Below are 13,856 nucleotides of genomic sequence, written 5' to 3' on the forward strand. Positions count from 1 at the left end.
AAAAAGATTTTAAATAATCTACCTGAAAATATCGCCTACGCTAGAGCCTTGTCCTTTATGTGCGATTTGTCCGACGGACGAACCTTTTGCGCACGTAGTTGAAGTCCAAGGTGTGGACGATGGCTGAGGTCTTGACCAATACCGGTCGGATCGCCAGCAGCAGGGAAGCAGAGGACCGAGCTATGGCTGTCGAATGGGTTGTCGCTGCGGGTGTGTTTATCGGCGCAAGTGCGGCGTTGTGGGGCTTGAGTGCCTGGATGACGCGTCGTATCGAAGCGGCTGTTCCAAGCAACGGGCGCTTTCTGGAGGTGGATGGCGAGCGCTTTCATTATGTAGACGAGGGCAAGGGCCCGCCGCTGGTGATGATCCACGGCCTGATGGGCAGCAGTCGCAACCTGACGTATGCCTTGTCTGCGCAATTGCGCGAGCACTTTCGGGTGATCACCCTGGACCGCCCCGGTTCAGGCTATTCCACCCGGCATAAAGGCACCGGCGCCGACCTGCAAAGCCAGGCCCGGCAAGTGGCGACCTTTATCCAGACCCTGGACCTGGGCCAGCCCTTGGTGCTGGGGCACTCCCTGGGCGGGGCGATTTCCCTGGCCCTGGCCCTGGACCATCCCCACGCTGTGTCCGGGCTGGTGCTGGTGGCGCCATTGACCCATCCCCAACGCATGCTTCCCCTGGTCTTTTTGTCACTGGCCGTGCGCCCGGCCTGGCTGCGGCGCTGGGTGTCGCGCACGCTGACCATACCCATCGGCATGCTCACCAGCGGTGCGGTGGTCAAGGGCGTGTTCGCTCCCGACCCGGCACCGGCCGACTTCGCCACCCGTGGCGGCGGGATGCTGGGCATGCGCCCCGACAACTTCTATGCCGCCTCCACCGAGATCGGCCTGGTCAACGAGTACCTGCCGGAGATGGTCAAGCGCTACCCGCAGTTGCGCCTGCCCATCGGCCTGATCTATGGCTCACGGGACAAGGTGCTGGACTTTCGAAAGCACGGCCAGGCCCTGGCGGACAAGGTGCCGGGGCTGAAGCTGCAGTTGGTCGAGGGGCGCGGCCATATGCTGCCGATCACCGCGACAGAGCGGGTGGCCGCACTGGTCCAACAGGTTGCCAAACGCCGCCAGCCGGTGGAAAGCGCCACTGTCCTGCACCCGCCATTTGCACTGGCGAGTAAATAATCATGAACCCCACGGCGTGGTCGAGACGCGGTAACGCTTGCCCTAGACACCTGACCGAATGGATGAAAAAGAGACTGCCCGGTCACGTCGAAAAGGCCTCGAAAAAGTAGTTGACGACCTAACGGTTCCGCGCTATTTATTTAAAAAAATATTTCAATATTTATTTTGAAATGATTTTTGAAATGCCTAAGAGCGAATAAAATAATGAAAAAAACGCCTTTTATCGCATGGTTGATTTCAAGTGGCTTTCACTGCTGCCTGAACCTGTTTTCTGCCCCTGTTGCTTCGCTCCCACTCCCTGCCGCGCAGTGCGCCCGGAGGTTGCCATGAATCAGACCCTGGCTGCCCCGCACGTCTGGACCGATGGCAAGCGCCACCTGTGGTGGCTCGGCATCATGCCGTTGGCAACCCCGCTGCTGTCCGGTGCCCTGGCCATCACCACCGGTGTACAAGAACTGTGGTGGGTGGGTGTGCTGGTGATTTTCGGCCTGATCCCGCTGATCGACGGCCTGCTTGGCGAAGACGTCAGCAACCCGCCGGAATCTGCGGTCAGCGGCCTTGAATCGCAGAAGTACTATCGCTGGATTGTCTACACCGGGGTGCTGCTGGTGATTTCCTCCCTGGTGATGACCGGTTGGATGGCCGTCAGCGGCATTGACTGGATGATCAGCGGCGGGTTGTTGCAACTCACGGCGTCCCTGGACCCTTCGGGCTGGATGGCGCAAACCGCCAGCTTCCTGACTGCCCGGGTGCAACTGCACGGCGAGGTCAGTTGGTTCACCTACCTGGGCATGGCCATGTCCACCGGCGCCGCCACCGGGATCGCGATCAACACCGCCCATGAACTGGGGCACAAGCCGCGCCTGCTGGAGATCGTGCTGGCGAAGATCACCCTGGCGCCGACCTTCTACGGGCACTTCTATACCGAACACAACCGTGGCCATCACGTACGCGTCGCTACCCCGGAAGATCCGGCCAGCTCCAGGCTGGGGGAGAGCTTCTGGGCCTTCCTGCCGCGCTCGGTGTGGTTCAGTGCGCGCTCGGCCTGGAACCTGGAACGCGAACGCCTGCGCAAGCTCGGCCTGCCAGCCTGGCACTGGAGGAACGGTGTGCTCAGCGCCTGGATGTACAGCGTGGTGCTGTGGGGGGCAATGATTGCCTGGCTGGGTGTGGCGGTGATTCCCTTCCTGTTGATCCAGGGTATCTACGGCTTCTCGTTGCTGGAAGTGGTGAACTATGTCGAACACTACGGGCTTAAACGCCAGAAGTTGCCCAATGGTCGTTATGAGCGGTGTTCGCCGCGCCATTCGTGGAACAGTAACCGTATTGTCACCAATATCTTTCTGTTCCAGTTGCAGCGTCACTCCGATCATCACGCCAACCCGACCCGCAGTTATCAGTCGCTGCGTCACTTTGATGAATCGCCACAACTGCCGTATGGCTACGCCAGCATGATTGTCTGGGCCTACATCCCTTACTTGTGGCGCCGGCGCATGGATCATCGGGTACTGCGGCACTATTCGGGGGATGTCACCCTGGCCAATATCCAGCCATCCAAACGCCTGAAGATACTGGAGAAGTACGGTAATACCAGCACCTTCTAATGTGATTTAACCGTTGTAGGGCGCACTCGGGATCTGTGTATCGCGCAGGTTTTCATCGCCCACGGTTTGCCGGTTTCGAGTGCTGCTTAGTTGCAAGAAAGTTGTTTGACCCTGACAAAAATAAAATCAAGGGAAGGACGTACACCATGCAAACGCCTGCCAAGTTCACTGCTCATATCCTGCTCGCAGCACTGGGTCTTATTGCCTATCACCAGGCCCAGGCCGCGCGTATCGAACCCGCCGGCAGTGCCTTTACTGCCCAGGGCCCCATCAGCTTTTCCAAGGGCGCGCTGATCAGCGCCGACTGCATCATCAAGGTGGCCGGCAAAGTCGCGGCCGATGGCTCGCAAGTCAATGTCGACAAGGTCGAGTTCGACGGTGGCCTCAAGTGCAGTCGCGTCGAAGCCATCAACTTGCCGTGGATCCTCGTGGCCAAGGACACCAAGAGCGGCTCCATGTCGAAGATCAGCGTCGACGTGCACGCCTTTGGCCTGGGCGGCAAGTGCGGCCCATCCACCGCCGAAGGCACCTGGGATAACGCCACCGGCAAATTGGAAGCGGCCAATGTGCCGATTGGCGAAGACTGCACGATCAAGACCGTGTCGATCAAGATGCCGCCGACGTTCAAAGTCGTCGAGTAAACCCCCGAATTTGTAGCGGTAGTTGAATTGAAATTTGGCTGGAAAGGGAAGTTCTGCTGTTTCTCCGTGACCTCTCGATCATGGCCATTACCCCGGCGAAATGACTCGCCATACATGTGAGGAAAAATAATGAAAAGTTTCAAAACCCTCGTTTGTGTAAGTTCGTTTGCTCTGTGCTTTGGTGCGGCTTCGATGGCCAGTGCGGCATCGATCACGCCTGATGGCCCATTTACCACTAACTCGGGCACTCTCGTGGTGAAAACGCCTTCTGCACCTGGCGATATCACTTGCAATGTGACCTTCGGTGGGAACGTTTCCGGCGGGGTGGCCACCATTACTTCGGCGCAGCTTTCGGGCAACGTGCTCTGCAGCCTGCCAACGTTGAAGAACATTCCTTCCCCAGGTTGGGTACTGACTGCAAACACCTTTGACCCGGGTACCCAAACCGGTACTGGCACCGTGACTGGTGTGGGCTGGACCATCACCTTCCCAGCGTCCAACTGCGGCCCAGGCCCACTCAACGTAGTGTGGGACGAAGCAACCAAAACCCTGTCGACCACTGGCAGCCAATCGCTGTCCGGTAACTGCTTCGTCAGGTCGCTGAACGTCAAGGCCCCAACCCTGAAGTTGCAATAAGAGCAAAGGGCTGATCACCCCTGAGAGAAGCAGGTGCCTCGTTAGAGGCACCTGTTGAGGCAAAGCGGCTCGGTTGTACCGGTTGTGATGAATAAAAATAATAAGGAGTGGCGCATGAATAACAAGAAACAGCAGGCCCAGGCGTTATTAGGCCTGGCATTGTTGGGCGGGCTGATCGCCTCGGCAGGAACCGTTCAGGCGGGTGGCTTCATGACGCCAACTGCGAATACTGCTGGCTGGGGCCGGGCATTTGGTGGCGGTTCAATGTTCAAGAACGATCCATCAGCGGCCTACAACAACCCGGCTGCAATGGCTTTCATTGATAAAACCATTTCGCAGTTCACCCTCAACTACGCGAATATCGATATCAAATACAAAGGCTCGGCGTATGACTACGCTGGCAATCCGACGTCCAACACCGTCATGGATCCTGCGACTGGGGAACTTGTCTCGTCGACCCCGCGCACCGGTAACGGCGGCCAGGGCGGGTTCGAAGCATGGGTGCCTACCGGCTTTATGGTGATTCCGATCAACGATCGTTTTGCCTTTGGTTTGAGCCAGGTGGTGCCTATGGGCGCCCGTACAACTTGGGATGAGGATTGGAAAGGCCGCGACTTCGCGGTGGATACCCGCATTGAAACCGTTGGCCTGACCGGCTCCCTGTCGTTCAAGGTCAATGATGAGTTTTCCATCGGTGGCGGTGCGATTCTTCAGCACACCAAAGGCTTTGTGAGCCAGAACGTCGACCTGTATGCCGCTGCTGCGCAATCGCCGGACTTCGGGATGATTCCGTTCCCCGCTGGCCAGGGCTTCGCCTTGATGCGCGTCAAGGTCGACAACAACTCTCTGGGCTGGTTTGCAGGGATGACCTGGAAACCCACGGCGCAAGACACCCTGGGCTTGAACTACCACGCCAAGATCAAGAACAAGCTGGAGGGCAAGTACAACATGTACGCCGATCCGACCTCGGAAGGGCTGATGACCATTCCTGTGGTCGACGGTAAAACCCTGGTGGAGCTGGCTTACCCTGGCCTCAAGCTGTATCCGGGCGGTGCCAATGCCTCCACGCAACTGGATATTCCTGCCAACGCGTCCCTGGACTGGGTACACGACTTCTCTGACCGCCTGACCCTGGGCGCCAGCGTGACCTGGACCCAGTGGTCATCCTTCGAGGCGCTGACCTTGAAGTCCAATGGCAGCACCATCGTGTCGATCCCGTACAAGTACAAGAACACCTGGATGTATTCGTTCGGTGGCGACTACAAGCTCACGGATGACTTTACCGTGCGCGCTGGTGTGGCCTTCGACCAGACCCCAACCCGTAACTCCACCCGTGACCCACGTATCCCGGATGGTGATCGCACCTTCGCCTCCCTGGGCTTTGGCTACAACATCCGCGCCATTCCTGGCCTGAGCATCGACGGCGCGTATTCCCGCCAGTTTGTGGAAACCGTCAAGCTCAAGACCAAGAACGTTGATCGTCTTGGCGCGGCATCGCTGGATGGCAAGTCCGAGGCCAAGGGCGAAGTGGTCAGCCTGTCGGCTACCTACGCTTTCTGATCTGTCGTTGTATCTGCGTAGTCCCAGCGTAAACGCATAGTCGGCGCATCGTTCTACTGCGTTTACCGGGTGCCGCACCGGTGGGTCGCCCACGCGACCCCTTGTGATTTCCTTCCCCTTTGGCATTTCGGCTGACGCGTTCGGCCGTGAATTTTTTCGCGAAATGATTAAATAAAAATTTCAAAACAAAATTTGAATTTAGCTTTTCAAGTTTGTAGTGTGGTGATCAGTCGCAGGCCATACCGACCTGCTGATAGGCGTGCCGCGCCCTGAACAAGTAGAGGTATCTCCATGGTTATCTGGTTATTGGCAGGACTCGCTGCGGCAATCGCCCTGGCGTATCGACAAGCGGCAGCCAGCCTGTGGCTGGGCGTTGGCCTAGCCTGGTTGGCGGGCGGTTATCTGTTCAATGGGGTCGCAGGGTTTGGCCTGAGCGTTGCGGCGCTGCTGGTGGTGTTGCCGGCGCTGCTGCTGAGTATCAAGCCCCTGCGCCGTGCGCTGCTGACCAGTAAGGCCCTGGGCCTGTTTCGCACGATCATGCCGGCCATGTCCGACACTGAGCGCGCCGCTATCGAGTCCGGCACCGTGTGGTGGGACGCCGAGCTGTTCAGCGGCAAACCCAACTGGCAGCGCCTGCTGCAAGCCGCTCCGGCACGCTTGAGCGCCGAAGAGCAGGCGTTCCTCGACAACGAAGTGGAAACCCTTTGCGACATGGCCAACGACTGGGAAACCACCCAGGTCTGGCAGGACCTGTCGCCTGAAGGCTGGCAGTACACCAAGGACGCCGGTTTTCTCGGCATGATTATTCCCAAGCAATACGGCGGCAAGGGCTTCTCCCACTACGCCCATTCGCAGGTGGTGATGAAGCTGTCGACCCGTTGCTCGGCGGCGGCGATTTCGGTGATGGTCCCCAACTCCCTGGGCCCCGCCGAGCTGTTGCTGCATTACGGCACCGATGCCCAGCGCAATTACTACCTGCCGCGCCTGGCCCGTGGTGAAGATATCCCGTGCTTTGCCCTGACCAGCCCCTATGCCGGCTCCGACGCTGGCGCCATTCCTGACCTGGGCATCGTCTGCAAGGGCATGCATGAAGGCCAGGAAGTACTGGGCTTCAGCGTGACCTGGGACAAGCGTTACATCACCCTCGGCCCCATCGCCACGGTGCTGGGCCTGGCCTTTCGCGCCGAAGACCCGGACGGGCTGCTGGGCCAGCCCGGTTCGCTGGGTATCACCTGCGCGTTGATTCCCACATCCCATCCCGGGGTGAACAGTGGCCGCCGTCACTGGCCCCTCAATGCGGTGTTCCAGAACGGTCCGACCACGGGCAAGGACGTGTTTATCCCCCTGGAGTGGGTGATCGGCGGCCGTGAGCAAGTCGGTAATGGTTGGCGCATGTTGATGGAATGCCTGGCGGCCGGGCGGGCGATTTCCCTGCCGTCGGCCAACGTTGGCCTGGGCAAGGTGGCGGTGCGCGGCACCACGGCCTATGCGGCGATGCGCAAGCAGTTCGGCCTGCCGATTGGCAAGTTCGAAGGCGTGCAGGCGCCCCTGGCGCGCATGGCCGGGCACCTGTATGCCTGCGACGCGGTGCGCAAGGTGTCGGTGGCGTCTTTGGATGCCGGCGAGAAACCCTCGGTGATTTCGGCGATTGCCAAATACCACGTCACCGAGCGTGCGCGAATCATCGTCAACGATGGCATGGACATCGTCGCCGGTAAGGGCATCTGCATGGGGCCCAACAACTTCCTGGCCCGTGCCTATCAACAAAGCCCCATCGCGATCACGGTGGAAGGCGCGAACATCATGACCCGCTGCCTGATCATCTATGGCCAGGGCCTGATCCGTTGCCATCCTTACGTGTTCCGTGAGATGGAAGCGGCACGCAACACCGATCATCGCCAGGCGTTGCTGGCGTTCGACAGCGCCATGTTCGGTCACCTGAGCTTCGTGCTGGCCAATACCGTACGTGCGGCGGTGCATTCGCTGACAGGCGGGCGGCTGATTGCCGTGCCGGCCAAAACCGATCCGGCGCTGGCATCCTACTATCGCCAGGCCAATCGGCTGTCGGTGGTGTTGGCGTTGATTTCCGATATTTCCATGGGCGTGCTGGGCGGGGCGCTCAAGCGCAAGGAAAGCATCACCGGGCGCCTGGGCGATATCCTGTCCCAGCTCTACATTCTGTCCTGCGTGCTCAAGCGTTTCGAGGACGATGGCCGGCCCCAGGCGGACCTGCCGCTGGTCCACTGGTCGGCCCAGGATGCACTGTTGCGGGCCCATGAGGCGCTGGCCGAAGTGCTCGACAACTACCCCTCGAAGCCTGCTGCGGCGGTGATTCGCGGCTTGAGCTTCCCGTTCGGCATTCCCCAGCGCAAACCGTCGGATCGCTTGCTGGCCCAGGTCGCGGAACTGGTGCAGACCCCGGGCGAAAGCCGTGACCGTTTGCTGGCCAATTCCTACATTCCACGCCCGGAAGTCGACAAGCTGGCCTATGGCGAATTGGCGTTCCGCTTGTTGCCGCAGGTAGAGCTGATCGAAGGACGGCTCAAGGCGGCGGTCAAGCAAGGCACTCTCGACCCGATGCCGATCAGCGCCACGGCCTTTACCGCCTGGCGCATCAAGGCCCGGGCCCTGGATTTGATCACCAGCGAGGAAGACACCTTGCTGGCGCGCTATGTGGAGTACGCCGACCACGGCATCCAGGTGGATGACTTCCCGCAGGACTTTGGCTTGCTGGAGGCGTTGCAAAAGCGCCAGCAAACCTTGGAGCAAGCGGCCAAGCCCAGCACCAGAAAGCGTGAAAACGCCACGGTGAACTAAAGACCAACGCGCTCGATGTAGGAGCTGGCTTGCCAGCTCCTACAGGAGATTGGGTTTGCAGGTCAGGAAAACGGATCGATTTATGAGCGACAGCTACCTCTCTTTTGTTAATTCTTCCTGGGGCCGTCGCCTGGCCCAGACCATTGGCTTGCCACAACCCTTGCCCCTGCAACGCCACCGCAGCGGCCAGCAAGGCCTGGCCAACCCGGTGATCATCGCCGGGGCAGGGCGCCTGGCGGACGAGGTGCGGCGCATCTTCAAGGCTACCGACACCGTGCCGGCCCAGGCCGCCACGCTCAAGGCACCGTCCACGGTCAAGGTCCAGGGCGCAGTGTTCGATGCCAGCGCCGTGGTCGACCTCAAGCAACTGGACGAACTCTACGAATTCTTCCACGCCAATGCCCGGCGCCTGGGGCAACACGCACGGGTGGTGGTACTGGGCACCGCGCCCGAGCACTGTCAGGATTTGCCGCAGGCCATCGCCCAGCGCGCCCTGGAGGGTTTGGTACGGTCCCTGGCCAAGGAGTTGCGCCGGGCGATCACCGTGCAGTTGATCTATGTCGCGCCGGGTGCCGAGCAGGACCTGGAAAGCAGTCTGCGGTTTTTCCTGTCGCGGCGTTCGGCCTATGTCTCGGGGCAGGTGGTGCGCCTGGAAAAATCGGTGGACGGCGCGCCCAGTATCGACTGGGGCAAACCCTTCAGCGGCCGTCGCGCCCTGGTCACCGGCGCCTCCCGCGGTATCGGCCTGGCCATCGCCCAGGTTCTGGCCCGTGATGGGGCGCAAGTGGTGTGCGTGGATGTGCCGCAAGCATTGTCATCCCTGGAGCAGGCGGCCAGCAGTGTCGGCGGCCATGCCTGGGCGCTGGATATCACCGCCGCCGATGCGGTGCAGCAGTTGCAGGCCTATGTGGCCGAGCACGGCGCATTTGATGTGGTGGTGCATAACGCCGGGATCACCCGCGATAAGACCATTGCCAAGATGACCGAAGCCGCCTGGCGCAGTGTGCTGGCGGTCAACCTCCAGGCGCCGTTGCAACTGAGCGACGCCTTGCTGCAAGGGCAGGGGCTCAATGCGGGTGGGCGGATTGTCTGTGTGTCGTCGATTTCCGGGATCGCCGGCAACCTGGGGCAGAGCAACTACGCCACGTCCAAGGCCGGGGTGATTGGCCTGGTGCAGGGCCTGGCACCCGTGGCGGCGGCGCGGCAGGTCACGGTCAACGCCGTGGCGCCGGGGTTTATCGAGACCCAGATGACCGCAAAAATCCCGCTGATGATTCGCGAGGCGGGGCGGCGCATGAACTCCCTGTCCCAGGGCGGGCAACCCATCGACGTCGCCGAAACCATCGCCTGGCTGGCGCACCCGGCCTCGGGCGGGGTCAACGGCCAAGTGGTGCGGGTATGCGGCCAAAGCCTGTTGGGAGCCTGAGCATGGACTACGTGACACAGATCATCGACCCGCCTCCGTCGCGCAATCGCCTGCTGCTGGATGGCCTGTTGGCACTGCGCAAGCCCAAGCTCGAGGGCGCGCCAACCTTGCCCAAGGCGCGCCTGGTGCGCTCGGCGGTGGAGTTGATCGCCAATGATATTGCCGCCTATGGCCGGGCCTGTGGCTTTCGGCGTGAGCAAGGGGTGCCGTTGTCCTATCCCCATGTGCTGGCGTTCCCCTTGCACTTGATGCTGCTGACACGCCCGAGCTTTCCCTACCCGGCCAGCGGCATGGTGCATCTGGCCAATTGCATTCGCCAGCATCGACGCCTGCAGGAGGGCCAGGCCCTGCGCCTGGAAGTGTTTGCCGAACGTTGGGTGGCCCATGCCAAGGGCCAGGCCTTGAGCATCGCCACCCATGCCTATAGCGCCGGCGAGTTGGTGTGGCAAAGCGAGAGCCTGTACCTGCGTCGGGATGTCGCCAACCCGGTGGGCGAGCCTTGGGGCGACAGCCTGGGGTTGCCCGAAGAAGGCTTGCGGCGCACTCAGCGCTGGGTGCTGCCGGCGGATCTGGGGCGGCGTTTTGCCAAGGTATCGGGGGATTTCAATCCGATCCACACCTCGCTGATCGGTGCGCGCCTGTTCGGCTTTCGTCGGGCCATCGCCCATGGCATGTGGACCTTGGGCCGCGCCTTGGCCGCCCAACAACCGCCAGGCGGGCTGGACGTGGCCGAGGCCCATTGCGAGTTCAAGTTGCCGATTTTCCTGCCCGGTCAGGTCGCCCTGTGGAATGCCCCGGCAGACGGCCCCCGCCGTGCATTCGAGGTGCGCAACCCGGCCGGGGACAAACCCCATATGCGCGGCCTGTTTATCTGGCATCCACGTTTTGATGAGAGTCGTCCATGAGTGACTACAGCTTCAGCCCCGCCCCGACGCGCCGCGTGGCGATTGTCGGCGGCAACCGCATTCCGTTTGCCCGCTCCAACACGGTGTACGCCCACGACAGCAACCAGGATTTGCTGGTGGCCGCACTGCAAGGCCTGGTGGACCGCTACAACCTCCACGGCCTGCGCCTGGGCGAGTTCGCTGCGGGCGCGGTGATCAAGCACTCGCGGGATTTCAACCTGGCCCGCGAATCGCTGCTGTCCACCACCTTGTCTGCCGAGACCCCGGCCTACGACCTGCAACAAGCCTGTGGCACCGGCCTGGAGGCGGCGTTGCTGGTGGCCAATAAAATCGCCCTCGGCCAGATTGACGTGGGGGTTGCCGGGGGCGCCGATACCACCTCCGACGCGCCCATTGGCATCAACGAAGCCCTGCGCCGTACGCTGCTGGCGGCTAACCGCGCCAAGGGCACTGGCAACAAATTACGCAGCCTGTTGCAGGTGCGCCCGTCGATGTTTTTCAAGCCGCTGCTGCCGCGCAATGGCGAGCCGCGTACTGGCTTGTCCATGGGCGAACATTGCGAAGAAATGGCCAAGCGCTGGCAGATCAAGCGCCTGGCCCAGGACGAGTTGACCCTCAACAGTCACCAGCGCCTCGACGCGGCCTATAAAAACGGCTTTTTCGACGACCTGATCAGCCCCTATCGCGGCCTGGCCCGCGACAACAACCTGCGCGCCGATGCCAGCCTGGAGAAGCTCGCCAGCCTGGCCCCGGCCTACGACCGGCAGAACGGCACCCTCACGGCCGGTAACTCCACGCCGCTGACCGACGGCGCTTCGGTGGTGTTGCTGGCCAGTGAGGAATGGGCCGCTGCACGCGGCCTGCCGGTGTTGGCCTACCTGCGTACCGGTGAGACCGCCGCGGTGAATTTTGTCGATGGCAGCGAAGGCTTGCTGATGGCCCCGGCCTATGCGGTACCCCGCATGTTGGCGCGGGAAGGCCTGAGTTTTGCCGATTTTGATTTTTTCGAGATCCATGAAGCCTTCGCCGCCCAGGTGCTGTGCACCCTCAAGGCCTGGGAAGACGCTGATTATTGCCGGGAGCGCCTGGGGCTGGAAGCGCCGCTGGGGCCAATCGAGCGAGCCAAGATGAACGTCAACGGCGGCTCGCTTGGGTGCGGTCATCCATTTGCCGCCACCGGGGGCCGACAATTGGCAGCACTGGCCAAGGCCATCCACCAGCGCGGTGGCGGGCGCGGGCTGATTTCCATCTGTGCCGCCGGTGGCTTGGGCATTACCGCCATCGTTGAAAAGTAGCCGTACAAAAACAACAACAAAGGAGACTGCCATGAACGCTGTGAGCCAGGAACAAACCGAACGTATCTGGTTGAACGCCTACCTGCCCGGGGTGCCCACGGACATTGAGGCCGGTATCGAGGACTACCCGTCGTTGCGCGAGGTCTTCCTGGAGCATCTGCACAAGTACCGTGACCGTGTGGCCTACGTCAGCATCGGCACCGAAATGACCTACGCCGCCTGGCAAACCCAGGGCATTGCCTTTGCCGCCTGGCTGCAGGCCCAGGGTGTGCGCAAGGGCGACCGCGTGGCGTTGATGATGCCTAACTGTTTGCAGTACCCGATCTGCCTGCTGGGCACCCTCCTCGCCGGCGCGGTGGTGGTCAACGTCAACCCGCTGTACACCTCTCACGAACTCAAGCACCTGCTCAAGGACAGTGGCGCCGAGACCGTGGTGATCTTCGAAAACTTCGCCCACACCCTGGAAAAAGTCGTGGCCGGCAGCACAGTCAAACGTGTGGTCATTGCCGCTATCGGCGACCTGCTCGGCACCTTCAAAGGCGCGGTGATGAACTTCATCCTGCGCCGCGTGCAGAAACAGGTGCCGGCGTTCAACCTGCCAGGCGCGGTACGCTTCAACACCGCGCTCAAGCAGGGGCGTGGCCAGACCCATACGCCGGTGCCGCTGGCGCGTGAAGAACTGGCGTTCCTGCAATACACCGGAGGCACCACCGGCGATGCCAAGGGCGTGATGCTCAGTCACCGTAATATCATCGCCAACCTGTTGCAGGCCAAGGCGTGGGTCGGCGATCAACTGGACCAGAATCAGCAGGAAACCAACGTCACCCTGTTGCCGCTCTATCACATCTTTTCCCTGACGGTGAATTGCCTGATGTTCATGTGCCTGGGCGGGCGCAACATCCTGATCGCCAACCCTCGGGACGTGAAGCGCGTGCAGATGATCCTGCGCAAGGAGCGTTTCAACGGGATCGCCGGGGTCAATACGCTGTTCAACGGCTTGCTGGAGAACGCGGAGTTCCGTGCGCGGGATTTTTCCGACCTGCGCCTGGTGATCGCTGGCGGCATGGCCACGCACACCGCGGTGGCCAAGCGCTGGAAAGAAGTCACCGGCCTGCCGATCATCGAGGGCTACGGCCTGACGGAATGCTCGCCGGTGGTGAGCATCAGCCCCATCGATATCTCACGCATGCGCGACATGGAATTTACCGGCAGCATCGGCGTGCCATTGCCGTCGACCTGGGTGCGCTTTATCCGCGAGGACGGTGCAGTGGCTGACATCGGCGAGCCGGGCGAATTGCAGGTGCGCGGCCCGCAGGTGATGCAGGGCTACTGGAAACGCCCCAAGGAAACCGCCGAGGTGCTGGACGCCGAGGGTTGGCTGTCGACCGGGGATATCGGGGTGATGAATGCACAGGGTTTCATTCGCCTGGTGGACCGCAAGAAGGACATGATCCTGGTGTCGGGCTTCAACGTGTACCCCAATGAGATCGAGGATGTGGTGGCCTTGCACCCGGGCGTGGCGGAAGTGGCGGCGATTGGTGTGGAAGACGGGGTGACCGGGGAGAAGGTGAAGATTGTGGTGGTGCGCCGTGATCCGAACCTGACCCAGGAGCAACTGCTGGCTCATTGCCGGGAGTACCTGACGGGCTACAAGGTGCCCAAGTTTGTGGAGTTTCGCACCGAGGAACTGCCCAAGACCACCGTGGGCAAAGTCCTGCGCCGGGCGCTACGCTGACCTGACCCGATCTAATGTAGGAGCTGGCTTGCCTGCGATGGCGGAGTATCAGCCAG

Annotated in this window: 10 protein-coding genes; all 10 read left to right on the forward strand. The window is 61.5% G+C overall.

All coding sequences use genetic code 11. The features are described 5' to 3' along the window. The first annotated feature begins 182 nt into the window (after positions 1 to 182). Complete coding sequence (locus tag BFQ03_RS17295) at positions 183 to 1,181, forward strand: alpha/beta fold hydrolase (protein ID WP_032860932.1); 999 nt, start codon at positions 183 to 185, stop codon at positions 1,179 to 1,181. A 326-nt stretch (positions 1,182 to 1,507) separates the two neighbouring features. After that, the gene (locus BFQ03_RS17300) at positions 1,508 to 2,785 is read left to right on the forward strand and encodes an alkane 1-monooxygenase (protein WP_065943621.1); all 1,278 of its coding nucleotides are present in this window, start codon (positions 1,508 to 1,510) and stop codon (positions 2,783 to 2,785) included. Between the two features lie 146 nt (positions 2,786 to 2,931). Next, positions 2,932 to 3,426: an alkane oxidation protein activator PraA gene (gene praA, locus BFQ03_RS17305; RefSeq protein ID WP_065943622.1), complete on the forward strand. Its 495-nt coding sequence runs from the start codon at positions 2,932 to 2,934 to the stop codon at positions 3,424 to 3,426. A 129-nt stretch (positions 3,427 to 3,555) separates the two neighbouring features. Next, entirely contained in the window at positions 3,556 to 4,062 is a 507-nt protein-coding gene (praB, locus tag BFQ03_RS17310) for an alkane oxidation protein activator PraB (protein ID WP_065943623.1), read from the forward strand. 114 nt (positions 4,063 to 4,176) lie between these two features. Continuing rightward, positions 4,177 to 5,622 carry an outer membrane protein transport protein gene (locus BFQ03_RS17315; RefSeq protein WP_032860926.1) on the forward strand — a complete coding sequence of 482 codons (1,446 nt, stop codon included), beginning with the start codon at positions 4,177 to 4,179 and terminating at the stop codon, positions 5,620 to 5,622. A gap of 291 nt (positions 5,623 to 5,913) precedes the next feature. Next, the gene (locus BFQ03_RS17320) at positions 5,914 to 8,439 is read left to right on the forward strand and encodes an acyl-CoA dehydrogenase (RefSeq protein WP_065943624.1); all 2,526 of its coding nucleotides are present in this window, start codon (positions 5,914 to 5,916) and stop codon (positions 8,437 to 8,439) included. An 82-nt stretch (positions 8,440 to 8,521) separates the two neighbouring features. Further along, entirely contained in the window at positions 8,522 to 9,865 is a 1,344-nt protein-coding gene (locus BFQ03_RS17325; protein ID WP_032860924.1) for a 3-oxoacyl-ACP reductase, read from the forward strand. A gap of 2 nt (positions 9,866 to 9,867) precedes the next feature. Beyond that, on the forward strand, positions 9,868 to 10,770 hold the full coding sequence (locus BFQ03_RS17330; protein WP_032860922.1) for a MaoC/PaaZ C-terminal domain-containing protein: 903 nt from the start codon (positions 9,868 to 9,870) through the stop codon (positions 10,768 to 10,770). After that, positions 10,767 to 12,065 (forward strand): acetyl-CoA C-acetyltransferase, encoded by a 1,299-nt coding sequence (locus BFQ03_RS17335; RefSeq protein WP_065943625.1) that lies wholly within the window; start codon positions 10,767 to 10,769, stop codon positions 12,063 to 12,065. The genes BFQ03_RS17330 and BFQ03_RS17335 overlap by 4 nt, the downstream gene beginning before the upstream one ends. 31 nt (positions 12,066 to 12,096) lie before the next feature. Then, a complete protein-coding gene (locus BFQ03_RS17340; protein WP_065943626.1) occupies positions 12,097 to 13,800 on the forward strand; it encodes an AMP-binding protein in 1,704 nt (567 codons plus the stop codon). Positions 13,801 to 13,856 lie beyond the last annotated feature (56 nt).

This window comes from Pseudomonas sp. 25 R 14, from assembly GCF_900004755.1.
In the GTDB taxonomy this organism is placed as follows: domain Bacteria; phylum Pseudomonadota; class Gammaproteobacteria; order Pseudomonadales; family Pseudomonadaceae; genus Aquipseudomonas; species Aquipseudomonas brenneri.

Coding starts and splice junctions, on each gene's coding strand:
- BFQ03_RS17315 (WP_032860926.1), top strand. CDS start 4,177: ATGAATAACAAGAAACAGCAGGCCCAGGCGTTATTAGGCCTGGCATTG.
- BFQ03_RS17295 (WP_032860932.1), top strand. CDS start 183: ATGGCTGTCGAATGGGTTGTCGCTGCGGGTGTGTTTATCGGCGCAAGT.
- BFQ03_RS17340 (WP_065943626.1), top strand. CDS start 12,097: ATGAACGCTGTGAGCCAGGAACAAACCGAACGTATCTGGTTGAACGCC.
- praA (WP_065943622.1), top strand. CDS start 2,932: ATGCAAACGCCTGCCAAGTTCACTGCTCATATCCTGCTCGCAGCACTG.
- BFQ03_RS17320 (WP_065943624.1), top strand. CDS start 5,914: ATGGTTATCTGGTTATTGGCAGGACTCGCTGCGGCAATCGCCCTGGCG.
- BFQ03_RS17330 (WP_032860922.1), top strand. CDS start 9,868: ATGGACTACGTGACACAGATCATCGACCCGCCTCCGTCGCGCAATCGC.
- BFQ03_RS17335 (WP_065943625.1), top strand. CDS start 10,767: ATGAGTGACTACAGCTTCAGCCCCGCCCCGACGCGCCGCGTGGCGATT.
- praB (WP_065943623.1), top strand. CDS start 3,556: ATGAAAAGTTTCAAAACCCTCGTTTGTGTAAGTTCGTTTGCTCTGTGC.
- BFQ03_RS17300 (WP_065943621.1), top strand. CDS start 1,508: ATGAATCAGACCCTGGCTGCCCCGCACGTCTGGACCGATGGCAAGCGC.
- BFQ03_RS17325 (WP_032860924.1), top strand. CDS start 8,522: ATGAGCGACAGCTACCTCTCTTTTGTTAATTCTTCCTGGGGCCGTCGC.